We start from the raw sequence: 24,567 nt of genomic DNA on the forward strand, positions 1-24,567 counted from the left end.
GATCCGGAATGGTAGCGTACGCGATGCCGATGACGCAGAAAATTGAAAGAGTAATGCGCGGCGCGCGGCGGGTGTGTAACCGGTCTTACGGAGACGGTTACGTGCCGTTACGGCAGGGGTGTGCGCCCGTGAGGCTTGGCAGCCCCGCCGACTGTTTGGTCGACTGTTTGGCCGGCTGGGCGGCGGGGCCATTGCGGCGATGATCGATCCACGCAAAGAACAACACCCCCAGCGATCCCCCCGGCAGCACGAACATCACCACGTAGAGCGCGAGTTTCCACCAGCGGTACGGGCCTTGAAAGCTCTGCACTGCGGAGTCGTGAAGCGAGCGGCTCAGGCTGCTCAGGGTGTTTTTCAGGTACAGCATGGTGGGAATCCTCTGCGCACCGCCCGGTAGGGTGCGCGGCAAAGCGGTCAGAACATGGTCTCGGGTGGCGCGAATCGCGCGTAACTCGTTGCCTGTAATAATATTGACTATGCAATTAAATTTCAAGATACTTTGCTGCACGTCAGCATGCCGTGTTGTTTTTTGATCAGCGTGGCCAAACGAATTTTGAGATTGACTTGTCTGCTTAGGCAGCTAAAATTCGGTCTGCTTCCTGATGCTTCAAAGCGAGTCTTCGATGACCGATGGTCCCTATAACGCTGACGAGATTCACCTTGAGTCGAGCCTTGGTTATTACCTGTCGAAAGCGCGCAATGTGCTGGTCGAACGGATGGATCGTGCGGTCAAGCCGTTGGGTCTCACGGCGCAGCAGATCGGTGTGATCCTGATGCTGTCGTGCGGGCGGGCGCATACGCCGTATGAACTGTCGCGCGCCATGTCGTACGACAGCGGTTCGATGACGCGCATGCTCGATCGCCTTGAAAAGAAGGGCTTTATCGTCCGCACGCGCAGCGATGCCGACCGCCGCATGGTCAAGCTCGAACTGACGCCGCAAGGGCGGGAAGTCGCCCAGCAACTGCCGCGCGTGGGCGCGGCGGTGCTGAACGAACAGTTGCAAGGATTTACCGCTGAAGATACCGCGACGCTGACGAAACTGCTTGGCCGCCTGATCAAGAACGGCTCGGGTAGCGGGGCAGATGACGGATTTATCGCCTGTCCGGGGGCAGAGAATTCACTGTCGCCGGAAGACAGCAAGTAACCGGGCAAGAAAGCACGACGTAGCCACGAGACGCGTTTTTCACGCGTCGAAGTTTAAGCAGGTATCTGTCTGGGCAGAAAGTGACGAAACATCTATGCCACCGCATCTGGCGGGGAAATATGCATGCTGAGTCAAGCTTCTTCCGGCAGCTTTGCATGGATTGGTGTAAGCGCTAAGGTGCTAACTCCGATCGACAGGAGATTCGATCATGGCCGCTACGGCTCCCGCAGTTGCCGCACCCGCCGCTGAACCGGCGCCGCTAGCCGGCGGCGCGCTGGCGTTGCTCACCCTTGGCCTCGCGCTCGGCACGTTCATGGAAGTGCTCGATACGTCGATCGCCAACGTTGCTGTGCCGACCATCTCCGGTAGCCTCGGTGTCGCCACCAGCCAGGGCACCTGGGTGATTTCGTCGTATTCGGTTGCCTCGGCGATCGCCGTGCCGCTGACCGGCTGGCTCGCGCGCCGGGTGGGTGAGGTGCGCCTGTTCACGTTGTCGGTGGTGCTGTTCTCGATCGCCTCTGCCTTATGCGGCTTTGCGCAGAACTTCGAGTCGCTGATCGCCTTCCGGCTGCTTCAGGGACTCGTCTCAGGTCCAATGGTGCCGCTTTCGCAGACCATCCTGATGCGCTCATATCCGCCTGACAAACGCGGCCTCGCGCTCGGCCTGTGGGCGATGACGGTGATCGTCGCCCCGATTTTCGGGCCGGTCATGGGCGGCTGGATCACTGATAACTACACGTGGCCATGGATCTTCTACATCAACGTGCCGATCGGCCTGTTTTCGGCGGTGTGCGCGTTCGTGCTGTTGCGCGGCCGTGAGACCAAAAAGACGAAGCAACGTATCGATGCAGTCGGCCTCGCCTTGCTGGTGACCGGCGTGTCGTGCCTGCAGATGATGCTCGACCTCGGCAAGGATCGCGACTGGTTCAACTCCAGCTTCATCGTCGCGCTGGCAATCATCGCCGTGATTTCGATTGCCTTCATGCTGGTCTGGGAGACGACTGAGAAAGAGCCGGTGATCGACCTGTCGCTCTTCAAGGATCGCAACTTCGCAATGGGCGTGCTGATCATCTCGTTCGGCTTTATGGCGTTCTTCGGCTCAGTGGTGATCTTCCCGCTCTGGTTGCAGACCGTGATGGGCTACACGGCTGGCATCGCGGGTCTGGCCACCGCGCCTGTCGGCTTGCTGGCGCTGGTGCTATCGCCGCTGATCGGCCGCAACATGCACCGCCTCAATCTGCGGATGGTGGCGAGCTTCGCGTTCGTCGTATTTGCGTTCGTCTCGTTCTGGAATTCAACCTTCACGCTCGACGTGCCGTTCAGTCACGTGATCGGGCCGCGGCTCGTACAAGGCATCGGTGTGGCCTGCTTCTTCGTGCCGATGACGACGATCACGCTATCCAGCGTGTCCGACGAGCGTTTGGCGAGTGCCTCGGGGCTGTCGAATTTCTTTCGTACCTTGTCGGGTGCGATCGGTACGGCGATCAGCACAACGTACTGGGAAAACGACACGATCTACCACCACGCGATATTGACGGAATCGGTGAGCACCTACGCTCCGAACACGACCGCTTATAGCGATTCACTCACGAGCCTAGGCTTTGCCGGCCAGGGCTTGTCCGCGCAGTTAAATCAGATCGTGACGCAGCAGGCGTACATGATGGCGACCAACGATTTCTTCCGCATCTCGTGCGCCGCCTTCATCGTGCTGGCCGGCTTGGTGTGGATGACGAAGCCGCGCAAGGGTGCGGGTCCTTCGCTGGGGCATTGAACGGCTTTGAACCGCGCCGCTGGTCGGGCGGCGCGTTTGGTTACTGCGATACGGGCACGTCGCCTGGCGTGCTCACCGATTGCGCAGGCGCGGACTCTAGCGGTTGACTGGCTGGCGTGGCTACGCCAGTGCCTTGCGGCGGCACGGTGATCGGCGTTCCGCTTCGCACGAATTCCTTGAAATCGGCGCCCGCTTCCCACGGATTCGGCTTGCAGCCCAGCGAGCTGTCGCAATGCGCGGCGAAGCCGATGGTGGCGGTGCCGTCGTTGTTCGAGGTCCTCGTGATCTGATACGCGAGCGCGCGTTTGCCGCCGTCGGGGCCGGCGGTCTGGATCAGTGAATCGGTGGCGGCTTCGATCTTGTAGGCGGAATGGCTGCTCACCCAGCTCTGGGCGCGTTGCCACCAGACGGTGCATTCGCTTGTATTCGAACAGGTGAGCGGTGTGGTGGCGATCTGCATGACGTCGGGATTCACCTGCCCGCGCGTCGTGCAGCCTGTGGCCAGAACACACAATGTTGCCAACAGAGCTTTCTTCATCGCGTTGCTTCCTCCCTGCGTGTAGACGACCGGATGCGCGCAGCCCGCGCGCCGAGGGTCATTCAGTGTAAGGGTTGGACCCGTGCAATGGGGTGGCGTTTCATACGCTCGGTCGAAAGGTTGATCACGGGCAGTTCTTGCCGGAAAAGTGATGCCCGCGTGCGCTGATTGGGTAGCGGTTACCGGGTGTTCTGAAGAAGCGCTGCTGACGATGAAAAAGGCGGCTCGCTGTAACTATGGCCGCTTTGTTTTGCTTGCGCGATCATGTCACCGCGCCGCAGTCCGCAGGTTTTCAGTACCGGTACGAGGGCGAATACGTGCGCGTGCGCGTGGCTCAAACGCTAAAGCGATTCAACGTATACGCGCGATACGCCGCCACGAACGCGTCGAAAGATCCGACCTCTTCGCGCTCGAGTTTCGCCTGCTCTTCCAGAGACTTCACGGCCAACTCGCCGAACGCTTTTTCAACGCTCGCATCAAGCGGCCGCGAGCGGAAATACGCCGCGTGCGCTTCGCTTTGTTCAAGACCGAATTCGAGGAAGGTTTGCTTCTCGTCGCGCAGGGTTTGCAGCACGCGCGCCGAAGGCGTCAGAGACGGATCGGCCAGCTTCGCGCGCTGCGCGACGAGTGCACGAGCGTGCGCGTCGCCTCCGTGTAGCACGTCCAGCGCTTTAGCTGCGATCTCGATCTTCGCGAACAGTTCGTCGGCCCATGCGTGCATCGCGAACGGCTGGCCGTCGCGCGTCAGTTCGAGGGCGGGCCTGCGCCCTTCCATCGTGACGCGCCCGAAGTTCTGGTTGGCTTCGCAATAAGCGTCCGATGGCAGCGATGGACTATCGTCGAGCGCGCAGACCAGCAGGTACGCGTCGAGAAAGCGCGCGGTTTCAAGCGCGATGCCAGTCGGCTCGAACGGATCGATATCCATGCAACGCACTTCAACGTATTGCACGCCGCGCGCGGCAAGCGCATGCAGCGGGCGCTCGCCGGGATAGGTGATGCGTTTAGGGCGGATCGTCGAGTAAAACTCGTTTTCGATCTGCAACACGTTGGTGTTGATCTGCACCCACTCGCCGTCGCGTTGCGTGCCGATTTTCTCGTACGGCGGATACGGTTGGCTAACCGCCTTGGCCAACGCATCGAGGTAGCCCGGCAGCGTGTCGTAGTCGGCCCGCAGCGCCGCCTGGGCAGTGGTGTTCGAGTAGCCGAGATCGCTCATCCGCAAGCTGGTGGCATACGGGCGATACAGGGTGTCGACGTCGAACGTCTCCAGCGTATGTTTGCGGTCGCGCAAAAAACGCCGGTCAAGCACGGGCGACGCGCCGAACAGATACATCAGCAGCCAGTTGGTGCGACGGAAATTGCGGATCATCGCGAGGTAACGATCGGACTGATAGTCCACCGCGCTCGCCGTGGACTGCTGTTCGGCGTGCAGCAGGCGCCAGACTTCTTCGTTCAGCGAATAGTTGTAGTGGATGCCGGCGATGGTCTGCATCGTACGGCCGTAGCGCAGCGCAAGGCCTACCCGGTACACGTATTTCAGCTTGCCGATGTTCGACGCGCCATACTGCGCGATTGGGATGCCGTCGTCGGTGGCGGGCAACAGGCCCGGCATCGAGTTGTTCCACAGGATCTCGCCATCGAGCTTTGCGTAGACGAAACGGTGCAGCTCGTCGAGCTTCTCGAGCGTGATAGCAGCGTCGTGCTCTGCCGGTGTGATCAGTTCGATCAGCGCTTCCGAGTAGTCGGTGGTCAGCGAGGGATGGGTGAGCGCCGAGCCGAGTGCATGCGGATGCGGCGTCAGGGCGAGTTGGCCGTCGTGCGTGACGCGCAGGGCTTCTCTTTCGATGCCACGCAGGCCGGTCGTCAGCGCGTCTCGCTGCGGGCCGGCAGCCAGCAGGGCCAGGCGGTGCGAAAGCAGGTCGGTCGGGCGAGAAGGTGTTGTCTTTGGCATTGATGCGAGTCGGACGTTGTCGGCCGCCATGTGCCGCTCACGTGAGGCTATGTGTGGTCGACAACGTCCGGCGGAATTTTCAGTAGCGGGCACTTTAACATCTCGTCACCAGGCCTGCTTGAGGCCCGTTCGACCGCCTCCCGAGCGGCTTTTTCCGAGGTGCTGCGAGCTGCTGTCGTCTCGTCTACTCTACGCCGCACAAAGCTCACGCGCGATGCGCGCTTGCCCCACCCGCGTGCTATGCGTGGCCTTAGCCGCCGCGCGCTGCGCCCGCGCGGTCCGCCACTTCATTCCACAGATGCATGGCTGCGTATGCGCGCCAGGGTCGCCATGCGTCGGTTCTTACCCGTTGCTGGGTGGGTCGCAACAGAGCTGGATCTCGCGCCGCGATGGATTGCATCAGCACCAGGTCCCAGGCGGGCCAGGCGTCGGCGTCGCGCCATGCGCGCATCGCCACGTATTCGACGGTCCACGGGCCGATGCCGGGTAAGGCCAGCAGCGCGGCGCGCAAGGCGGCGGTGTCGACGGCTTGACTGTCGAGCGGCACGGCACCGCTCGCTACCGCTGCGGCGAAGCCTTGCAGCGCCGCTACGCGCTTGCCCGGCATGCCGATCTGCGCCATGTCCGCGGCGGCAAGTGCCGCCGGCGTCGGAAAGCGCCACGCGGTGCGCTCGTGCGGATGGTCTTCGATACGAAGACCTGCGCGCTGCACCAGCCGGCCAATGATCGTAGTGGCCGCCTTCACGCTCACCTGCTGCCCGACGATGGCGCGAACCACCAGTTCGAACGCCGACCATGCGCCAGGCACGCGCAAACCCGGCGCGGCTTCAATCAGAGGCCAGAGCCACGGATCGGAGGCGAAATGCGCGGCGATCGCCTTCGGATCGGCGTGCAGGTCGAACATCCGGGCAATCGGTGCGCTCAGCGCCTCCGCGTGCTGGCCAGCAGGACCTTCGATGGTGGCGACGAGGCACCGTTTGCGCGAGTGCGGACGGACGGTTAGCGTGCCGCTGTCGCCTGCCCAATCGATGGCGCGACGGTACGCGCCGTCCTCGACCGCTTCGACGCCGGGCGTGGCGCGTCCATTGAAGAAACGCAGGATGCGCGGCCAGTCGAAGGGGGCTTTGAAGGGCAGCTCGAGGATGACGAGGTCGGTGGCAGTGCTCACGCGGCGTGATCCAGATTGGGCGTGGCAGACGCGGCGGGCTTGGCTTTGCGTTTGCCTGCGGCGGTATTGGTTGCGCTCGCGTTCGCTGTTGGGGTTGCGTTTGCCTTCTTGGCCGCCCCGCCGCCATGGATCGCGCTACCCGCGACGCCTGTTGCGACACCCTCACCCGTACCCGCATGCTGAGCCTCGGCGTCCAGCAGCGCGACCTTGCGTGGCAGTCCCCAGCGATAACCGGCGAGCGCCCCGCCCTTTTGCACGACGCGATGGCACGGAATCGCCAGCGCGACCGGGTTCGACGCGCAGGCGCTTGCCACGGCCCGTACCGCACGCGGCGAACCGACCGCCTCGGCGATGTCCGAATAGCTGCGTGTCTCGCCGTAGGGAATGCGCCGCAGCGCGTCCCAGACCCGCTGGCGGAACGCGGTCGCGGCGATATCGAGCGGCAGATCGAAGCGCTGACGCGTGCCCTGCAGATAGGCTTCGACTTGGGCGATAAACGGTGCGAGCCGCTCCGCATCCTCGACCAGTTCCGCGTTAGCGAACTCGCCGCGCAATTCACTGGCAAGTGCGACAGGGTCGTCGCCGAAGCCGATCTTGCAGATACCTTTGGCGGTGGCGGCCACCAGCACGAATCCGAGCGAGGTTGGCGCGCTGGCGTAATGCACCGTCAGACCCGCCCCTTTGCGGCGGTAAGCCGACGGCGCCATGCCCAACTCTCCCGGTGCGCTCTCGTACATACGCGAGGGCGAGCCGAAACCGGCGTCGACGGTGGCGCGTGTGACGTCCGTGCCGCGCTGGAGCGCATCGCGTAGCGCGGCGCCGCGTTGGGCCGCCTGATACTGCCGCGGTGACACGCCTACCACGCGCTTGAAGAGCCGTTGCAGATGAAACGGGCTGACATGCACGGCGTCGCTCAACTGCGTGAGCGTGAGGCGCTCCTGCGGATCGGCGTCGAGCGCCGCGCAGGCGCGGTTGACGATCTCAAGCTCGCGCGGCAAGCGGCCTGGCTGGCAGCGTTTGCAATCGCGATAGCCGGCGGCACGGGCGGCATCTGTCGTAACGAAGAAATCGACGTTTTCACGACGCGGCTGGCGCGACGCGCACGATGGGCGGCAGAACACGCCGGTGGTTTTGACGCCGTAGAAGAAGGCGCCGTCGGCGTGCGGGTCGCGCTGGGTCAAGGCTTCCCAGCGTTCAGCGGCGGTGGTCCAGGCAGATGTCACGGTGTGGTTCATGATGTCCTCGAAGAGACAGTTTCGATGGTCACCAATTTAGTTTGCATGCCGCCAGACTACGCTCCGGTTCTTGCTCTGTCATTGCGCGGGCCTTGTGGCGATGGGGTTTTGGGACCGGTTCCGCATCTGTTGCGACAAAACGCCACCCTATCGGGTTTTCCCTTAAAAAGTTATTGCGTCGCACCAACCCCGTGTGTATAGTAGGCCTTGTCTCCTCCATGTCTCCTCCTGATATGGATTCAGCCTGCTCCCTGAGAGCGGGCTTTTTTTTGCCTATCGCTTGCTGATTAGGCCCTGTATTTCGCCTCTCGTGCAATACGAGGGCATACGCCCAGCAGCCCGCCTTTCTCCTACACTCGAACTGATCGTTAGAGAACCGGCCAAGGGGCGTTTTTTATGAAGATCCACATTCGCGAGATCGACCACATCGTCATTCGGGTCGCCGATCCCCAGACCGTTACCCGCTTCTATTGCGATGTGCTCGGTTGCAGCGTCGAAAAAGAACAGCGCGATATCGGGCTGATCCAGTTGCGGGCGGGACGCTCGCTGATCGATCTACTGACGGTCGGCGCCAAAATCGACCGGCCGGATAGTGGCACGCCGGGCGAAGGCCGGAATATGGACCACTTGTGCCTACGCGTCGAGGGGTTCGACGGCGAGGCGCTGAAGGCGTATCTGAGTGAACGCGGTGTGCGTATCGGCGAGCTGGGCGTGCGATACGGCGCCGATGGTTTCGGTCCGTCGCTGTATCTGTTCGATCCTGAAGGCAATATGGTCGAACTGAAGGGGCCGCCTGAGGGTGCTGCCTGACCGGGCGCGCTTGATCGAACGCGCCCTCTTAGGCGTTCGCCGGCGCCTTCAACACAGTCCATTCAATCGGCACCGGGTCTGAATCGGCGCTGCCGAGCCAGGCCGCGCCGTCCTGCACCGTGCATTGCAGGCGCATGGTCCGTTCAGCCAGCTTGCCGAGCGCGGCGCCGACTTCTTCGCCGAGCGTCCAGACCGTGACATTGCGTAGGCGATCCACCTTGTTGCGCACCCCCTGCCACCAGATCTCGGAAGTCCGGCCGCCGTAGGCGATCACCACCACCTCGTTGGAGCGGCCGCTTGCCTTCGCGATACGCCGCTCGTCTGGCTGGCCGACTTCGATCCAGGTTTCGATCGCTCCAGTCAGATCCTTTTGCCAGAGATCGGGCTCGTCGATGTCCGACAGGCCTTTGCAGAACTCGAGGCGTTCCTGTGCGAACAGCGCAAACGCCGCCACTCGCACCATCATGCGTTCGTCGGTTTCCGACGGATGGCGCGCGATGGTCAGCGCGTGATCGGCGTAGTAGTGCCGATCCATGTCGGCAATCTGCAGTTCCGCCTTGTAAATCGTCGATTTGAGAGCCATGCCACACCAGGAGCCCGCGCTTGCGGACCTCACAGAAAAGGAATCATCGGCGGCTCGCTGCCGCTTACCGTTTTGTTTGTACATCGCTCGCTCCTCCACAGGGCTGCTGGGGACGGCGCGTGGTGCCAGAAAAGCTGGCAGCGAAACGACGCCGGCCGGACTGCAGCCGTGGGGTGGCGAGGACGGATCATGCACGAGAACGCCTGCCCTGGCTGCTTTTTTCAGCCATAGCGGAGCATTTAGCGTGCCACCGTGGGGTCGAAGGCCGCACCATATACGTCGACGGCCGCTGTGCGCAAGGCTTCCAGCACCACGGACGCCGCTGGCGACAGCAGTTGCGACTGGCGCGTGATGATACCGAACGTATCCATTCTGCACGGCAAATCGACCGGCATCCGTTGCAACATGCTGTACTGTTGGTATTGCCGCGCCACTTCGTCCGGCAGGACAGCGAGCATGTCGCCTTGCAGCAGCAGGCTCGAAATGGCCAGAAAGTTGTTCGTATTGACGACGTTTTGGGGCGGATTGAGTCCAATCTGCGAAAACATCAGGTCAAAACGGTGGCGCAGCACGCTGCCGGGCGGATGCAATACCCAGCTCGCGTTCACGACGTCGCGCAGTGTCAAACCTGTCTCATTTTCGAGAGGATGGCCGGTCCGCGCAACGACGCATAGCGGTTCATCGGCGAGCGGCTCGTAGCGCACCTCGGTCTTGAGCGGATCCTGCCGTTCGAGCACCCGGCCAATCATGATGTCGAGTTCGCCCTCGGCAACCCGCTCCAGCATGACGTCGGACGTTTCGACCTGCAGCCAGATCTGCAACTGCGGGTAAAGCTCCTTCACGCTTGCGATGGCGCGCGGCACCATCGTCGCAGCGGCCGCGGCGATCACGCCGATGCGTACCTGACCGGTCAATCCAGCGCGCAGGGCCGATATTTCGTCATGTGCGTGACTCAGGTTTGACAACACCATGCGCGCGTGCCGGATCATCACCTCGCCGTACATCGTGGCGAGCATGCCGTGTGGGGTGCGGTCGAACAGGCTGACGCCCAGCATGTCCTCCAGCTCCTTCAGAAGACGCGACGCGGCGGGTTGGGTGATGCCGAGCGAATCGGCGGCGCGCCTTACGTTGCCCTCCTCTTCCATCGCCGCCAGCAACATCAGCTGCCGGGTTTTGAGGCGCCCGCGCACAAACCAGTTCGAATGACTACGTGTCATGTTTATCCCGATAGCGTGGCCGAAAGCCGTCTGGTGCGGCGGTTTCGATCATGCCATACCGGAATTGATATTCGGAATGCTGGAAAGCGCTATGAAACGCTATGTTTACCGACGTGAGGTGTTTTGCGGATGAGGCGGATGGATCACCGTAGGGATTTACGTGGCTCAGTGCGGGGGAGGAAAACAAAACGGCTAAGCGCATGCTTAGCCGTTTCCATTTACGTCGACGGACGACGTAATGTGTCTTTAATTCCGCAAATTCACCACACGGTCCCTTTTAAGGGCCGTGAATTGCAGCAGGCTGCCCAGGTTTTAAAACCTGGTTGTACAGTCTTTACTGTTTGATGAATCGATCGTTAGCCCAGAGGCCTTCCGTATCGCTATTGCCAGAATTGACGAATTCCACGTCATGTCCGACGACGCGCACAACGCGGAAACTCGAATTCTCCGGGGTCGAGATGCACTGATAGCCAGAGAAGAATTCCTGCATTTGCTGCTGTTCGCCAGCCTGTGCGTGGTGATCGGCGGCGTCGAGTTTATCCTTCGACAGGCAGCCATAAGCATTCGCCTTGAACTGGATGGTTTGTTGCGGCTTGACCATCGCGTCCTGGGCCTGCACCGCCGATGCGGCCAGCAATCCCGTCACAGCGAAAAGAAGAGCGACTTGCGATTTCATATTTGCCTCCGTGCGGGTTATTACTCAGGTTAGCTATGTATTTAACTTCTAGGCATACCCGCATCTTGCACTTTAGAAGAAGTTGAGCCAGCAGCAAGCACATCTTGTGTGCGCTTGCAACAGTGGCGAATTGCCGCACCGGTTGTCGCACGATATTGCGACGTCCTAAATGATGAAAAAGGCGACCTTCGCGATGGATTCCGTAAGGCTGTCGGACGCGCTTGTCTTTAACTGACAATGCTTTGCGGGGTATATACGAGTAAACCAGCATCACTAATTAAGCGGCTTAATACGAAAAATCCGGACACTTGATGCGGCGCACACAAAGTCATTCACCAGATAATTGAAAATGAGGCAAGTATCGGTTTAATTGCAGGACAAAAAGAGTGCCAGCTCTGTCCGACGATGCCGGCGCGATGAATTTCTCCGGCGAAAAGTCGCTTGCACTCGCCGAAAGTTCATGGATAAATCAGCCGACTTTCGGAGATCTCCCCATGACACTTGCTCACTGGCTACCCTTTGCGATTGCTTCGGCAATCCTTGTCGCGATCCCAGGACCGACGGTACTGCTCGTTGTTTCGTACGCGCTCGGACATGGGCGCCGTTTTGCGCTGGTGACAACTGCCGGCGTGGCGCTCGGCGACCTGACGTCGATGACCGCATCCATGCTGGGCCTCGGCGTGATTCTCGCCGCGTCCGCGGCCCTGTTTACGGCGTTGAAATGGGTCGGCGCGGCTTATCTGATCTACCTTGGCGTCAAGTTATGGCGTTCCCCGACGCGCGATATGGAGGCGTCTGACGCAACAGACCCCGCGAACATCGTCGAAACCCGCCCCAGCCGCATTTTCGCGCATGCTTTTGCGGTGACGGCGCTCAATCCCAAGAGCATCATTTTCTTTGTCGCATTCGTGCCGCAGTTCATCGATCCTCATGTGGCGGCGACCTCGCAGATCATCGCTTTTGAAGCGACGTTCGTGCTGCTCGGTACGTTCAACGCACTCTGCTATGCAATGCTCGCCTCGGTCGCCCGACGGGCGATCCGCAGCGCGAGTGTGCAGCGCGTTGTGAATCGCGTCGGGGGAAGCCTGTTGATCGGAGCGGGGATTTTCGCCGCCACATGGAAGAAGGCGAGCGCCTGATAGCGCGGTGACGGTCTGGCGGGGTGCTGTGAGGTAGTTGAGCGCGGCAAGTGGAGCGCGCTCGGCTGCGCCACGTTGGCCACTGCGCTGAACCACGGCGCGCAACCATCGCGGTCAGTCACCGCGCGGATTCGCGGCGAAGAACTCGTGCTGGAACATGCACATGCGCAACGCATTGTGATATTTCCCGTTGCCGAAAAACTCCTCGATCAACTCGGCTTCGTGCCGGAAGCCGCATTTCTCGTACACATGGATCGCGGCGGCGTTCGACTTGTCGACGATCAGATAGATCTTGCGCAGATTCAGCACTGAAAATGCGTAATCGACGGCGAGCCGGGTCGCGATCGTTGCATAGCCACGGCCCTGCGTCTGCGGAGCGATGATGATCTGGAATTCGCCGCGGCGGTGGATGTAGTCGAGTTCGATCAATTCCGCGACGCCGACCGTTTCACCGTCGTTGTCGATGGCGACGAAGCGTCGTTCGCGCTGATCGTGCACGTGCTGGTCGTAGAGCTGCGAAAGCTCGGAGAACGTTTCATAGGGTTCTTCGAACCAGTAACGCATGATCTTGGCGTTGTTGTTCACTTCATGGACGAAGCGCAGATCCTGCCGCTCCAGCGGCCTTAACGTGAGGCTGGTATCGCGTTCGATAGTCATGAGATCCCCCTTGAGAATTATTGGTTTTAGATTGCGCCGGATTGACCGCGACGGGAAGAAAAGAACTGCGATACGCGGGCGGCCAGCGAATTCCAGCGAGCCAGGGTTAGTCCCGTGTGCGCCGTGGGAGTTCTTGAAGTGCCGTCTGAACAGTTGCAGCCTGACGTTCGCCGGACAAGGCGTGGCGCGGGTTTTGCAGGAGCAGGGCGTCCGTTTGTCGCAACTGGGGTCCCTGTGTTCGTGAGTGCGCCGGCGCACGCTGGGCACGAGAAGTGCGCCTACAATGCAATCACGGATTGGGCGAAAGGAGAGCTGTGATGGAGCACCTGATACTGGGCGCATTTCTGGTTGTGCCGCTGCTGATAGTCGCGTTCCTGTTCTCCGATGAACTGTGGCAGGAACATCGTCAGCGCGCGCAGAAAGACCACCCGCGGCACATCGATTGGCACCATCCGTTGCGCAGCTTGTTGCATCGCAATTGATGCCGGTCTGCGTTCTTTGAGAACGTCGGACGGGGATCTATGCGAGCGCCGCAGTCCGCGTCGTAGACCTCCTACGCCTTGTTGGCGGCTGTAACGCGGTATAGCCGCGCGCATGAGCCTCAGCGCTCGCCGGCGAGCTGGGCACGGATACGCTGCGCGAACCCCTCTAGCGCGGCTTGCGGCGCTACCTCACGAGCGTGCAGGCGCAACGGCACACCTTCCCAACGCGGGATGACGTGAAAATGCACATGCGCGACGGTCTGGCCAGCGGCCGCGCCGTTGAACTGCCCGATAAACATGCCATCCGGCTTGAGCGCGTCTCTGACTGCGACGGCGATCCGCTGCGTCATGCGGATGCATTCAATGGTCGCCGCGTCGGAGAGATCGAATATTTCGGCCGCTGCTTCTTTCGGCACCACCAGCACATGGCCGTCCGCTTGCGGCATCAGGTCCATGAAGGCCAGCGTGGCGTCACTCTCGGCGACCTTGATGCACGGTAGCTCACCACGCAAAATCCTTGCGAAGGGGTTCGTCTCGTCGTACGTCATTGCGCTCCTCGAGGTGGCGTGCAGGGGATTTTTCACTGCCGCATCATGATTCGTGTCGTTGCCGGGCGCAAGCGGGAGCTTGCCGCTGGGGGCAGCGCAGGCGCGGGTAGCCCGCATTAGTGGGACCAATCTACGGGGTATGCAAAAATTCGCGTCCCGCGTACTAAAGTTTGCGCGGAACAGGCCGACATCCTGGCTATGAACGACGAACAATCCATCCCATTCGGGCCTGGGCATCCGCAGTATCTCGAGGCGCGCGCGCTCGCGCTGAGCATCGCGGCAATTCGTAAGGCTCAGGGTAAAAGAAATCCGGTCGACTTTGTGGTTGGTTCACCCGACTGGGAGCGTGCAGGCGAAGATTTCGCGCGCGACGTGTTGCGCGTACTCAGCCGCGAATAAGCCCGTTCGAGGCTCAACGCGCGGTTTTACGTAACTGGCCGTTCGCTGCCGGGTTACGCACGGCATCAATGCCGATGTCGCATCCAGTCCACGTGATGCGTGTCCAGCCAGCGTTGCCGGCGCTCTCCACGATCGCCGCCGTCGCGACGGTGATGCGAAGAAACCCACAACGCCACTCCCACCACCGCCATGACCAGCGGTCCGAGCAAATAAGCCATCACCGATTCAGTCATAGGACCCTCCGTCGAGGTCGCGACCGTAGTTACAGAGAATGGCTGTATTTTAGGCGATTCGCGAGCGAAAGCACTGCTTTAAACGCTTGGGCCCGACGACGCGGGTTAGCGCGGTCAGCGCGCCCGGGTCGATGTCCTGGTAATTGGACGCTCACCTGTTAAAAGCGCCAGCAGCGACCTAATATAAGTATCGGGGTATACCGATACGAGGTGGCCATGGACGAGACCATGATGGGCGTCGTGCTGGGTTTCTCGGTACTGTCGATCGCAACGTTATTCGTCGTCGCGCACTACCGGCGTGAACACCTTCGACAACGTCTGATCCGCAGCATGCACGGGCAGCGCCTGCACGAGTTCACGCGCTCGCGATACTGGCGCACGGTGGGGAGCGATGGCCGCCAGCGTCATCAGGTATCAGCGGATATTGTGTTTTTCAAACCACCTGATGAGCCGGTCCCGGTTGATGTGGGTCGCACGTATCGCGGTGCCGAACACGATGAGAATGGTCGCCATCGAAATGGCCAGCATTGACTCGGTCATGGATGCCTCCCTCAAGCACGTAACCTTGCTTGCAGTTTAGGCGTTCCAGGGGCACCAACAAAAAGGCCGCCAAATCGGCGGCCAAAAAACGGTACTACATGCGCGGGGGATCACGCACGGAAGGACTCTAAGCCATTGCAAAAGAGGATGTGGCCCAAGCGCCGCAGAGGTCTGAGATTTGTCGGATTCGGACTGCATCCGTAGTCGATCACTCGCACATGCCCGCCAGGATGGCGTCAGACGAATTGATGTGGATGGCTAACGTTTGCGAGAACATGTGCACTGCGAAATGTCCGATGAAAGCGGCAAGGTGTCATCGAGGCGTCATTGAGTTCGCGTGTTGCGGAGTTGAGGGTGGTCTTTCTTGCGGGAACGGTTTTTTTGATCGCCGGGCGATGCTTGCCGGTCTGTCCTCTTCACGCAAAGTATAACCCAGTGAATAAGACCAGGATAGTTATCTGGGTTGAGTTTGGCGGATATATGGCATGTGCTGTGTACCAACTAAGGGCGCACCACAGCCCGTGTGAGCCGCTCACACTTCACGCAATTTAAAGGTGGCCGAACGCCTAAGTTGCGGCCCGGGATCGATTGCTCTCCCTCCTCGGCTCGTCTTTGATCTGCGCTTCTACGAAATCCGCCCATCGTTGCAACACGCTGCGTTGGACGGCGGCGTCTTCCGCGCGCGTCGATTCGTTTGCGGTCTCTTTTGAAGCGCGTGCGAGCGCTGTCGCGATGACATCTGCGGGTTGATCCATCGCGAGCAAATGGGTTTCTGCTGTACGCCGGAAGTCGTGCAAAACGAAATGCTCGACATCCAGCCCGAGCGCTTTTACCGCCTGATTGAGCGTGCTTTTCGCGATGGGACGATCGTCACCCCTGACGGTGGGGAACACGAAGGTTCGGCTGCTCTTCGTTTCGCGTAGTTCGCGCAGTATCGCCACCGCCTGGCGCGGCAAATACACTTCATGTTCGCGGCCGTTTTTCATTCGGGCGGCGGGGATTTTCCACAGGGCCGCCTTCAGATCGAACTCGGTCCAGTTCGCTTCGATCAGCTCGGACTTGCGGACCATCGTTAGCATGAGAAGGAGCAAAGCGAGCTTCAGCGGCCGACGGATGCGCGAAGAGTCGATGGCGCGCAACGTGGTGCCGAGTTCCTCGGCGGTGAGCACGCGGGTCCTGCTATCCGCCGTGGCGATGAGGCGCGCCAGAACGGTCGTCGCAGGATTGTGGGTGGCGAGTTGCCGCGCAATCAGGAATTCGTAGAGCCGCTTGATCACATTGCGCGTATGCAGCGCCATCTTTGGCGAGCCCCGCAACTTGATCCGTTCGCAAATTGCGAGGATGTCGTCGGAGGTTACTGCGGCGATCGGCTTGCTGCCGATGGCCCGCAGTACGTCTTTATCGAGCGCGCGTCGTGTCGTGCGCTGGTATTCGTCGGACTTGCTCGCCATGGCAGCCGACATATATAGCTCGGCCGCGTCGCGCAGAAGGTCGACGCGTTTCTCGGCGCCGCGATCGCGGCGGGCGGTCGCGGCCGGCGACACACCGGCCGCGACCATCTCGGCGTATTTGCGCGCCCGTTCGCGCGCGACTCGAAGCGAAATTCTCCGATAGTCGCCAATGGTGGTGAGCGGTTGCCGTTTGCCGTCGAGCGTATAGCGAAAGCGCCAGACTTTGTTGCCGGTTGGCATGACCTCGAGCACGAGGCCGTTGCCGTCGGCGATGGAATAGCGGGTTGCGCGGGGCTCCATCGCGCGGATCTGCGTTTCGCTGAGGGGAGGGACGATTTTGGGCATGGCTGAGTTATTGGTACACAATGCATTCGATATTGTCGAAATGTTGGTTTGTGTACCAATATTGGGTGTTTTAACCAGTGATGAAGTATAGCGATGCCGGATCGAATTGAGCTGATAAAAATGGGTAAATTGAATAAATTACGGTAGCGGAAATGCAGCGGAAAGCAGTCTCGATACGTAACCACTCAAAATTGACGCCTTGATCGGAGATATGGGCATGGTGTACCTCCGTGATCAACCCAGGCGCGGTTCGACTCGTCGGCCGCTGAGATGGCTTCTCATTTCTCCAGCTTCTTTTGCACCCGCTCGAGTTGCTGGATACTTGTTTCGGGCGTCGGAAGAGCCTCCGGCATCGTGCCGCCCAGTTCGCGGATCGTCTGGCGTACCTTGCTTCCGACTTCGAAGTGGGTTTGATTCGCTCTCTGTTTTCCGCTTACTTCGTCGCGTCGGAGTTTTTCCTCGGTCTGGGTGGCGCGGAAGAGATTTGCTGCCAGTTCCGTGCTGCCCATGTGGTCAAGGATTTTTGGCTCCTTTTCAAAGCCTTGCGCGAGTGAATCTCCTTGGCGCCCAACCCTCCGTAAAGGCCGCGATAGCCATGATCCTGAAAGACCGCGTAGTCGACAGGCGTCTCGACCCCGGCGCCGCGAGCGGCAGCACTGAGGGCTTTGTTGTGATGGGTCAACTCCCCTCGCAACATAAGGCGGCGCTGATCCTCGGACATCCCGGCAAAGGCTTTCTCATCGCCAAGTTCCTGGCGGCGCGTCTGCAATGCGAAATACGTCTGCCCGTTGGCGATGACCGCCTTCGACGGATCGCCATTCTGGACAACGAGGTAGCAGGCGTAACGGGACAGCGTGTAGTCAGAGATGCCTCGCTTTGCTCCTGAACCCAAAGCCACCATTTTGGTGACTTCACCGAAATGGTCCTGGACAGGGTGGCCGGATCGTGCACATGCAATCTTTGATTTTTCAATGACCTGCAGGAAGTTGCGCCAGTCCTGGTAATCGAGCAACGGCGCAAGTTCACGCGCAAACCAAGACTCGGATCCGTCTTCGTCGCTTTGCTTGATGCTTTCTAAGGTGGGGTGAGGCGGCGCAGAGATGGGTTTGGTGTTTAACACAGGCGAGTCCCCAAGGTAGCTTCGCGAATTAATGGCCTAGGGCGTGGCCAGTACCTGACAACGATTGTACTGTGTTTTTATACAGGTCATGCCGGCCGAAAGCAGTTTTTAAAAACTCGCGCTGACGCCCGCCGACCGTTTACTTTCCAATACAGAACCGGCTAAAAATCACCCCCAAAAGATCGTCAGAAGTGAACTCACCGGTAATGGAATTCAACTGTTCCTGAGCAAGCCGCAATTCCTCGGCGAACAGGTCGAGTGCCTGCGCATTCTGGTCAGCGTGTTGCGCCGCCGTGGCCAGATGTTCCTGCGCTGCGCGCAGGGCGATCAGATGCCGCTCGCGTGCGAGGTACACGCTCTCCGCGCCGGCTTGCCAGCCGGCGATCCGCAGCAACTCGGCGCGCAGCAACGCGATGCCGTCACCCTGTTTCGCGGACAGACGCACCTCGCGGAGATCGACGCCTTCCGCCTCATCCAACGTATGCACGGCCGGAGCGATGTCCGTCAGATCGGTCTTGTTCATCACCCGCAGGACCGGCACACCTACCGGAAAACGGGCAGCAATCGTATGGTCCTCGGCATTCATACCGGTGCGTGCGTCGAGCAGATGCAGCACTACGTCCGCGCGCTCGATCTCGTTCCACGTGCGCTCGATGCCGATCTTTTCCACCTCGTCCTCGGTTTCGCGCAATCCGGCGGTGTCGATCACATGCAGCGGGATCCCTTCAATCTGGATGGTCTGGGCGACCTTGTCGCGAGTCGTGCCGGCGATTGGCGTGACGATGGCCAGTTCGGCGCCGGCGAGCGCGTTCAGTAGCGACGACTTGCCGACGTTAGGCTGACCCGCCAGCACCACCGAGAGCCCCTCACGCAGCAGTGCACCCTGACGCGCTTCGTTGAGCACGTGGGCGAGCTGCTCGCGGATCCGCGCGAGCTTGCCGCGTGCATCGGCGGCCTCCAGAAAGTCGATTTCTTCTTCGGGGAAGTCGAGCGTCGCCTCCACCAGCATCCGCAGCGTGATGACCTCTTCGACCATGGCGTGGATGTCGCGCGAAAACGCGCCCTCCAGCGAGCGGCCCGCCGAGCGCGCGGCCGCCTCGGTGCTCGCTTCGATCAGATCGGCGACGGCCTCGGCCTGGGCCAGATCGAGCTTGTCGTTGAGGAAGGCGCGGCGGGTGAACTCGCCTGGCTCCGCGAGCCTTAGCCCGACCGCGCGGCCGGCGTCGATGCATCGTTGCAGCACCAGTTGCAGCACGATCGGCCCGCCGTGGCCCTGCAGCTCGAGCACGTGCTCGCCGGTGTACGAATTCGGCGCCGGAAAGTACAGCGCGATACCGCGGTCGAGTGCGTTGCCGTTGGCATCGAGGAAGGGCACATAGCTCGCGTGACGCGGCGCGAGGGCTTGCCCCGTGAGCGCTCGAATGAGCGGCTCGGCCGCGGCCGCACCGGGGCGCCCAAACGAAATCCGGACCACGCCGATTCCGCCACGACCGGGCGCAGTAGCAATGGCAACAATGGGATCGGAGTCGGTGGCGAGCATGGGATCGGGGGCGGCAGCAGAGGAACTGGGAGAACGAAACGCCCTACAAAGGGCGCGAGGCATTGTAACGCGAGCGGTTCGCGGGGCTCCGGCGAGGGTGAAGGCGAGGCATTTAGGCATCTCGCGTGTTTTTATCAGACAAATAAAGATTTATCTCAATTACGATAAGATGAGTCTCCGAATGAATGAGACTGTCCGGGTGGATTCAATACGCCAGATGGCCACGGCAGAAGGAAAAAAGCGCAAACTGAGTAAATTGCGCAAGGCGTTATCTGGCGCTTATCTCAAGCTAAAAATAGCGTAAATGCGCGAAATTGTAGCCTAAACGGTTGTCCACTGTTGGCGCGCTGGATTGCACAATTCGGCCCATGCCGACCTCTAAAGAAAAATCAGCGTTCGCCAAAAGACTGCAAGATCAGATTGCCCGGAAGAACATCAAGGGCGGGACTCAACTCGCCAGGCAATTCAATCTGCTGCATCGCGGCGAGGCGCCTGTGTCGCCGCAGACCGCGCATAAGTGGCTGACGGGCCGAACCATTCCCACGCCGGACAAGCTGCAGACCTTAGCTGATTGGCTAGGCGTTGGTGTGCACTGGCTGCATTACGGGCCACCACCACCGGTGGGCGCGAAGTCGAAGCCGCTGGCGCCAGGCGAGAAATACCCCCTTACCCCGGAGGCGATCGAACTTGCCTCGAAGATCGAAGCGCTGGATCCGAAAGACCGTCATTTCCTCGAAGAGTTTGTTGAGCGGCTCTACGACACCGGCAAAGAGTGACTTCGACGCGCCGGCCGCGTGAGAATCCAACAAAAAAGCCGCCCGGCGCAAACCGGGCGGCTTTTTTTCAGCTGACTTGAGCGGAAAAGCGAACCCGTTCTGGGTTCGCTCCGGCAATTCAGACCACGGCGCTTACGCCGCCTTGGCCTTCGGCTTGCCCATCATCCGCGTGATGTAGTACTGCTGGGCGATAGACAGCACGTTATTGACCACGTAGTACAGCACCAGACCGGCCGGGAAGAAGAAGAACATGACCGAGAACGCGATCGGCATGAACATCATCATCTTGGCTTGAACCGGATCCGGCGGCGTCGGGTTCAGACGCGTCTGCAGGAACATCGAGACGGCCATCAGCACCGGCAGGATGAAGAACGGGTCTTGCTGCGACAGATCGTGAATCCACAGCATCCACGGCGCACCGCGCATTTCCACCGACGACAGCAGCACCCAGTACAGCGAGATGAACACCGGGATCTGGATCACGACCGGCAGACAGCCGCCGAACGGATTGACCTTCTCGGTCTTGTACAGCTCCATCAGCGCCGAGTTCATCTTCTGCGGATCGCCCTTGAAGCGTTCGCGCAGGGCTTGCATACGCGGCGTGATCGCCTTCATGCGCGCCATCGACTTGTAGCTGGCCGCCGACAGCGGGAAGAACACGGCCTTGATCAGCAGCGTGAGCAGCACGATCGACCACCCCCAGTTGCCGACGTAGCTGTGGATCTTTTCCAGCAGCCAGAACAGCGGCTTGGCGATGATCGTCACCCAGCCGTAGTCCTTCACCAGTTCCAGACCCGGGGCGATGCCTTCCAGCATGCGCTCCTCTTCCGGACCGGCGAACAGCTTCGCAGAGACGTCAGCCGACTGACCCGGTGCAATGGTCGGCACGGCTTCCTTCACGCCCACCCGGTACAGCGCCGGGTCGATCTTGTTCACGTAGATATCGCGCTTGACGCCCTGCTGCGGAATCCACGCCGTCGCGAAGTAATGCTGCACCATGGCGATCCAGCCGTTGTCGGCCTGGTTCGCATAGTCTTCCTTGTTCTTGTCGATGTCGCTGAACGTCATCTTCTGGAAGTGGTGCTGATCCGTGTAGACGGCCGGCCCAATGAACGTGTGCGAGAAGCGCGGCGTTTCGACCGGCTGGCTGTCGCGCACCAGTTCCATATAGACGGTCGGCGTAACCGGCGCCGTACCCACGTTGTCGATCTTCGTATTCACGCCGATCACGTAGCTGCCGCGCGTGAACGTGTACGTCTTCACGACCTTCACGCCACCCTTGACCGGCGACTCGAAGCTGAGCGAGAACGACTTGGCGTCGCCCGTCAGATCGTGCGGCTGGTTCGGGACGGGCGTGTAGATGTCCGTGTGGTTCGGGAAATCGCCGCCCAACAGACCTGTACGCGCCAGATACGTGTGATCCGCGGTATGGTCGAACAGGGTGATGACGAGGTCCGGCTGCTTACCGTTGCCCTTGTTGATCAGCGACAGCTTCGACAGCGTACCGCCGCGCGTGTCGATCTCGCCGCTGTAGACGTCAGTCGTAAACGGGATCAGTTGGGCCTGGGCAGCGGGCGCTGCGCCCGGAGCGGAGGTGTCGGTCTGCGGCAAATCCGCAGGCTGGGTTCCCGGCGTGGTTGTTCCCGGTGCTGCGCTGGCCGCGGTTTGCGTCGGCGTGGCGTTCGGGAAGAACATCGACGGGCGTCCGTGGTCGCGTTGCCAGTTGTCGAACAGCATGACCGCTGACATGAAAAATATGACCCATAGGACGGTGCGTTTGATATCCATGCGTTGTCTCAGTGTCGATGGAACGGCGCGTCAGCGCTTTTCAGAAGTGGGAGGCGGGACAAGATCGATGCCGCCCGCCGAAAACGGGTGACAGCGGCAAATACGCCTGGCGGCGAGATAAGTCCCGCGCGCGGCGCCATGATACTGGATTGCTTCGCGCGCGTAATCAGAGCAGGAAGGGTAAAAACGGCACCGGCTGCCGAGCAGGGGACTCACGGCAACCTTGTAGAAACGCAATAAAGCGAAAAGTACCGTTTGCATGACTAGTGCGGCCGAGCGGCGCCGCCCAAGAAGGAATACCGGGTGATGCTCAGGCGACCGGGCCGCTTGACTGGCCCCATGAGCGACCAGATGCGCGGCCGAATGAGCGACCAGACCATCAGCCGCACGAGCATCTCCATAAGCGTCATTGCGTGGCGGGCGCATCCGCGGGCGGCGCCTCACGACGGGCAATTTCGCGCGCTGCCTTGTCGAGCAGCGCCTCTATTTCGTTACGGCACAGCGTCTTCAACGGCGGCGACGAAGCGGCAGGCATTGCCTTCTTGTCGAAGCGCGTATGCAAACGCAGCAGCACATCCCAACCGCCAAAGTCTGCGCGACGCAGCCGGAAGGCTTCGCGCGCGAGGCGTCGCACCAGATTACGTGTGACCGCGCGCGGAGCATACTTCTTGCCGATGACGAGACCAAGGCGCGCGTCATTGCCGGTGGGCCGGGCGTACACGACGAAGTGTTCGGTGCGGCGCCACGGGCGCAAACGAAAAACGGATGAGAATTCATCCGTTTTTAGCAGCCTTGCGGCTTTGGGGAAGGCGGCCTGCGCTCGCAACGGAACTGAATCCTGCTGCGGCGCTCCAGCCGTTCCCGCGCTACCGCGGGCATCGCGTTGCACAGACGGAGCGCGCAATCCGCTCGCCAGCCTTAGATGGCGAGGCGCTTGCGGCCCTTCGCGCGGCGTGCGTTGATGACCTTGCGGCCACCTGCGGTCTTCATGCGAACGCGGAAGCCGTGGGTACGCTTGCGACGGGTAACGGAAGGTTGGTAAGTACGTTTCATGTTGCTCTCACTTGGCAGAGAAATAACCGCGCGAGCATCGCGGAAAGTGCAATGGCCGGTGGTTCAAAAATTGGTTTTCGCGGAACCCGCTATTTAAACCGGTTTTCTTTTGGTCGTCAATAGTTTAGCGGTGTATTCCACAGGCTGGGCCGCTGGCAAACGTTTGATCCGTCCCTGTGGATAACTCCCTTTCCTGGTTGTTTTGGCGGTAGAATCTCGTCCTACTTCCCAAAAATCCTGCACGCCGCTCCGGCTCGCTTGCCCCGCAAACCCTTGTGGCACAAGCGCCTGGAGCCGTTCCGCCTGGCCGCTCAGGGCCTTGTTGTGTATCTGCAACAGGGGCGCCGGCGGGGCGCTGTGCAAACATAACGACAGCAACCGATGAACGATTTCTGGCAACACTGTTCCGCACTGCTAGAGCGTGAGCTAACGCCCCAGCAGTACGTGACGTGGATCAAACCGTTGGCCCCGGTTGCCTTCGATGCGGCAGCCAACACGCTGAGCATCGCAGCACCCAACCGCTTCAAGCTTGACTGGGTCAAGAGCCAGTTTTCCGGCCGCATTTCCGACATGGCGCGTGATTTTTGGCACGCGCCGGTCGACGTTCAATTCATCCTCGATCCCAAAGCGGGCATGCGCAGCGCGGCTGCTGCGCCGGCGCCGTCGCGTCCGTCGCAATTTGCGGGGAACGCCGGCACGGCTGCCGTGGATGCGGCCGTCGGTGCGGTTCAGGCCGCGCATGGCGCCCGTACTAATGGCGCCAATGGCGGCGGGCAGGGCGCTCACGCGAGTAACGGCGCGCGCCACCACAATGGTGACGACGGCGGCGATCTCGATCTGCCCAGCCTCGACGCCAACGAAGCCGCCGCGGCACGCCGTACATGGCGGCCGGGCCAGAGCGCCGCCCAGCAAGGCAACGCGGAGAGCGACTCCATGTACGAGCGTTCGAAGCTCAACCCGGTGCTGACCTTCGACAATTTCGTGACCGGTAAGGCCAACCAGCTGGCGCGCGCCGCCGCGATCCAGGTGGCGGACAACCCCGGCATCTCGTACAACCCGCTGTTTCTATATGGCGGCGTGGGCCTCGGCAAGACTCACCTGATTCATGCGATCGGCAACCAGTTGCTGATGGACAAGGCCGGCGCGCGGATTCGCTACATCCACGCGGAACAATATGTGTCCGACGTGGTGAAGGCTTACCAGCGCAAGGCGTTCGACGACTTCAAGCGCTACTACCACTCGCTCGACCTGCTGCTGATCGACGATATTCAGTTCTTCTCCGGCAAGTCGCGCACCCAGGAAGAGTTCTTCTACGCGTTCGAAGCGCTGGTCGCCAACAAGGCCCAGGTCATCATCACGAGCGATACGTATCCGAAGGAAATCAGCGGGATCGACGATCGCC

At 60.9% G+C, this 24,567-nt stretch carries 27 protein-coding genes; 9 read left to right on the plus strand and 18 right to left on the minus strand.

Annotation, left to right across the window (positions count from 1 at the left end):
- Positions 1 to 97 precede the first annotated feature (97 nt).
- Positions 98 to 367 carry a multidrug ABC transporter ATPase gene (locus M0954_RS03495; protein WP_122152969.1) on the minus strand — a complete coding sequence of 90 codons (270 nt, stop codon included), beginning with the start codon at positions 365 to 367 and terminating at the stop codon, positions 98 to 100.
- Between the two features lie 256 nt (positions 368 to 623).
- Between M0954_RS03495 and M0954_RS03500 the strand changes: the two genes are divergently transcribed.
- Entirely contained in the window at positions 624 to 1,145 is a 522-nt protein-coding gene (locus tag M0954_RS03500; protein WP_297351667.1) for a MarR family winged helix-turn-helix transcriptional regulator, read from the plus strand.
- A 208-nt stretch (positions 1,146 to 1,353) separates the two neighbouring features.
- Positions 1,354 to 2,916 (plus strand): DHA2 family efflux MFS transporter permease subunit, encoded by a 1,563-nt coding sequence (locus tag M0954_RS03505; RefSeq protein WP_122152971.1) that lies wholly within the window; start codon positions 1,354 to 1,356, stop codon positions 2,914 to 2,916.
- A gap of 40 nt (positions 2,917 to 2,956) precedes the next feature.
- Here M0954_RS03505 and M0954_RS03510 read toward each other — a convergent pair whose 3' ends face one another.
- The 4 genes from M0954_RS03510 to ada all read right to left on the minus strand — a co-directional run bounded on the left by M0954_RS03510 (position 2,957) and on the right by ada (position 7,808).
- A complete protein-coding gene (locus tag M0954_RS03510) occupies positions 2,957 to 3,454 on the minus strand; it encodes a hypothetical protein (RefSeq protein ID WP_122152972.1) in 498 nt (165 codons plus the stop codon).
- Between the two features lie 334 nt (positions 3,455 to 3,788).
- Positions 3,789 to 5,405 (minus strand): glutamate--cysteine ligase, encoded by a 1,617-nt coding sequence (gene gshA / locus M0954_RS03515; protein ID WP_297351670.1) that lies wholly within the window; start codon positions 5,403 to 5,405, stop codon positions 3,789 to 3,791.
- 250 nt (positions 5,406 to 5,655) lie between these two features.
- The gene (locus M0954_RS03520) at positions 5,656 to 6,573 is read right to left on the minus strand and encodes a DNA-3-methyladenine glycosylase (RefSeq protein ID WP_297351672.1); all 918 of its coding nucleotides are present in this window, start codon (positions 6,571 to 6,573) and stop codon (positions 5,656 to 5,658) included.
- Positions 6,570 to 7,808: a bifunctional DNA-binding transcriptional regulator/O6-methylguanine-DNA methyltransferase Ada gene (gene ada, locus M0954_RS03525; protein WP_297351674.1), complete on the minus strand. Its 1,239-nt coding sequence runs from the start codon at positions 7,806 to 7,808 to the stop codon at positions 6,570 to 6,572. Before ada ends, M0954_RS03520 begins: the two co-directional genes overlap by 4 nt.
- Positions 7,809 to 8,204: 396 nt before the next feature.
- Here ada and M0954_RS03530 point away from each other — a divergent pair, with 396 nt between their 5' ends.
- Positions 8,205 to 8,618, plus strand: a complete 414-nt coding sequence (locus M0954_RS03530) for a VOC family protein (protein ID WP_122152975.1) — start codon at positions 8,205 to 8,207, stop codon at positions 8,616 to 8,618.
- A 28-nt stretch (positions 8,619 to 8,646) separates the two neighbouring features.
- On the opposite strand, the gene M0954_RS03535 is transcribed toward M0954_RS03530, so the two are convergent.
- The 3 genes from M0954_RS03535 to sap1 form a co-directional block, all read right to left on the minus strand.
- A complete protein-coding gene (locus tag M0954_RS03535; protein WP_074262985.1) occupies positions 8,647 to 9,201 on the minus strand; it encodes a YaeQ family protein in 555 nt (184 codons plus the stop codon).
- Positions 9,202 to 9,440: 239 nt separating this feature from the next.
- On the minus strand, positions 9,441 to 10,418 hold the full coding sequence (locus M0954_RS03540) for a LysR family transcriptional regulator (RefSeq protein WP_122152976.1): 978 nt from the start codon (positions 10,416 to 10,418) through the stop codon (positions 9,441 to 9,443).
- 334 nt (positions 10,419 to 10,752) lie between these two features.
- On the minus strand, positions 10,753 to 11,094 hold the full coding sequence (sap1, locus tag M0954_RS03545) for a surface attachment protein Sap1 (RefSeq protein ID WP_122152977.1): 342 nt from the start codon (positions 11,092 to 11,094) through the stop codon (positions 10,753 to 10,755).
- A gap of 494 nt (positions 11,095 to 11,588) precedes the next feature.
- On the opposite strand from sap1, the gene M0954_RS03550 reads away from it, so the two are divergent.
- Complete coding sequence (locus M0954_RS03550; protein ID WP_133892589.1) at positions 11,589 to 12,233, plus strand: LysE family translocator; 645 nt, start codon at positions 11,589 to 11,591, stop codon at positions 12,231 to 12,233.
- A 114-nt stretch (positions 12,234 to 12,347) separates the two neighbouring features.
- Here the strand turns inward: M0954_RS03550 and speG are convergent, their stop codons facing one another.
- Positions 12,348 to 12,890: a spermidine N1-acetyltransferase gene (gene speG / locus M0954_RS03555; RefSeq protein ID WP_122152978.1), complete on the minus strand. Its 543-nt coding sequence runs from the start codon at positions 12,888 to 12,890 to the stop codon at positions 12,348 to 12,350.
- A 317-nt stretch (positions 12,891 to 13,207) separates the two neighbouring features.
- Here speG and M0954_RS03560 point away from each other — a divergent pair, with 317 nt between their 5' ends.
- Complete coding sequence (locus M0954_RS03560; protein WP_166660653.1) at positions 13,208 to 13,372, plus strand: hypothetical protein; 165 nt, start codon at positions 13,208 to 13,210, stop codon at positions 13,370 to 13,372.
- 119 nt (positions 13,373 to 13,491) lie between these two features.
- Here M0954_RS03560 and M0954_RS03565 read toward each other — a convergent pair whose 3' ends face one another.
- Complete coding sequence (locus M0954_RS03565) at positions 13,492 to 13,920, minus strand: HIT family protein (RefSeq protein ID WP_297351676.1); 429 nt, start codon at positions 13,918 to 13,920, stop codon at positions 13,492 to 13,494.
- A gap of 198 nt (positions 13,921 to 14,118) precedes the next feature.
- Between M0954_RS03565 and M0954_RS03570 the strand changes: the two genes are divergently transcribed.
- The gene (locus M0954_RS03570) at positions 14,119 to 14,319 is read left to right on the plus strand and encodes a hypothetical protein (protein WP_074262991.1); all 201 of its coding nucleotides are present in this window, start codon (positions 14,119 to 14,121) and stop codon (positions 14,317 to 14,319) included.
- 65 nt (positions 14,320 to 14,384) lie between these two features.
- Here M0954_RS03570 and M0954_RS03575 read toward each other — a convergent pair whose 3' ends face one another.
- On the minus strand, positions 14,385 to 14,552 hold the full coding sequence (locus tag M0954_RS03575) for a hypothetical protein (RefSeq protein WP_166660777.1): 168 nt from the start codon (positions 14,550 to 14,552) through the stop codon (positions 14,385 to 14,387).
- A 216-nt stretch (positions 14,553 to 14,768) separates the two neighbouring features.
- Here M0954_RS03575 and M0954_RS03580 point away from each other — a divergent pair, with 216 nt between their 5' ends.
- Positions 14,769 to 15,083 (plus strand): hypothetical protein, encoded by a 315-nt coding sequence (locus M0954_RS03580; RefSeq protein WP_297351678.1) that lies wholly within the window; start codon positions 14,769 to 14,771, stop codon positions 15,081 to 15,083.
- A gap of 575 nt (positions 15,084 to 15,658) precedes the next feature.
- Here the strand turns inward: M0954_RS03580 and M0954_RS03585 are convergent.
- The 3 genes from M0954_RS03585 to mnmE form a co-directional block, all read right to left on the minus strand.
- Positions 15,659 to 16,888, minus strand: coding sequence for an integrase arm-type DNA-binding domain-containing protein (locus M0954_RS03585; protein WP_297351680.1), 1,230 nt, complete (start codon positions 16,886 to 16,888; stop codon positions 15,659 to 15,661).
- 433 nt (positions 16,889 to 17,321) lie between these two features.
- The gene (gene dinD, locus M0954_RS03590) at positions 17,322 to 18,008 is read right to left on the minus strand and encodes a DNA damage-inducible protein D (RefSeq protein ID WP_297351682.1); all 687 of its coding nucleotides are present in this window, start codon (positions 18,006 to 18,008) and stop codon (positions 17,322 to 17,324) included.
- Positions 18,009 to 18,147: 139 nt separating this feature from the next.
- Complete coding sequence (gene mnmE / locus M0954_RS03595; RefSeq protein ID WP_297351684.1) at positions 18,148 to 19,548, minus strand: tRNA uridine-5-carboxymethylaminomethyl(34) synthesis GTPase MnmE; 1,401 nt, start codon at positions 19,546 to 19,548, stop codon at positions 18,148 to 18,150.
- 368 nt (positions 19,549 to 19,916) lie between these two features.
- Between mnmE and M0954_RS03600 the strand changes: the two genes are divergently transcribed.
- Positions 19,917 to 20,324, plus strand: a complete 408-nt coding sequence (locus M0954_RS03600) for an XRE family transcriptional regulator (RefSeq protein WP_122152983.1) — start codon at positions 19,917 to 19,919, stop codon at positions 20,322 to 20,324.
- 132 nt (positions 20,325 to 20,456) lie between these two features.
- On the opposite strand, the gene yidC is transcribed toward M0954_RS03600, so the two are convergent.
- From yidC to rpmH, 4 genes are all read right to left on the minus strand, one after another.
- Positions 20,457 to 22,112, minus strand: a complete 1,656-nt coding sequence (gene yidC, locus M0954_RS03605) for a membrane protein insertase YidC (protein ID WP_123385122.1) — start codon at positions 22,110 to 22,112, stop codon at positions 20,457 to 20,459.
- A 30-nt stretch (positions 22,113 to 22,142) separates the two neighbouring features.
- Entirely contained in the window at positions 22,143 to 22,373 is a 231-nt protein-coding gene (gene yidD, locus M0954_RS03610) for a membrane protein insertion efficiency factor YidD (RefSeq protein ID WP_122152985.1), read from the minus strand.
- A 145-nt stretch (positions 22,374 to 22,518) separates the two neighbouring features.
- Positions 22,519 to 23,016: a ribonuclease P protein component gene (gene rnpA / locus M0954_RS03615; RefSeq protein WP_297351686.1), complete on the minus strand. Its 498-nt coding sequence runs from the start codon at positions 23,014 to 23,016 to the stop codon at positions 22,519 to 22,521.
- A 14-nt stretch (positions 23,017 to 23,030) separates the two neighbouring features.
- On the minus strand, positions 23,031 to 23,165 hold the full coding sequence (gene rpmH / locus M0954_RS03620) for a 50S ribosomal protein L34 (protein ID WP_004198824.1): 135 nt from the start codon (positions 23,163 to 23,165) through the stop codon (positions 23,031 to 23,033).
- Between the two features lie 381 nt (positions 23,166 to 23,546).
- On the opposite strand from rpmH, the gene M0954_RS03625 reads away from it, so the two are divergent.
- Positions 23,547 to 24,567: DnaA/Hda family protein (locus tag M0954_RS03625; RefSeq protein WP_297351688.1), on the plus strand; the 1,021-nt coding region annotated here is incomplete at its 3' end.

The sequence above is a fragment of the Paraburkholderia sp. genome (genome assembly GCF_026225065.1).
GTDB lineage: Bacteria > Pseudomonadota > Gammaproteobacteria > Burkholderiales > Burkholderiaceae > Paraburkholderia.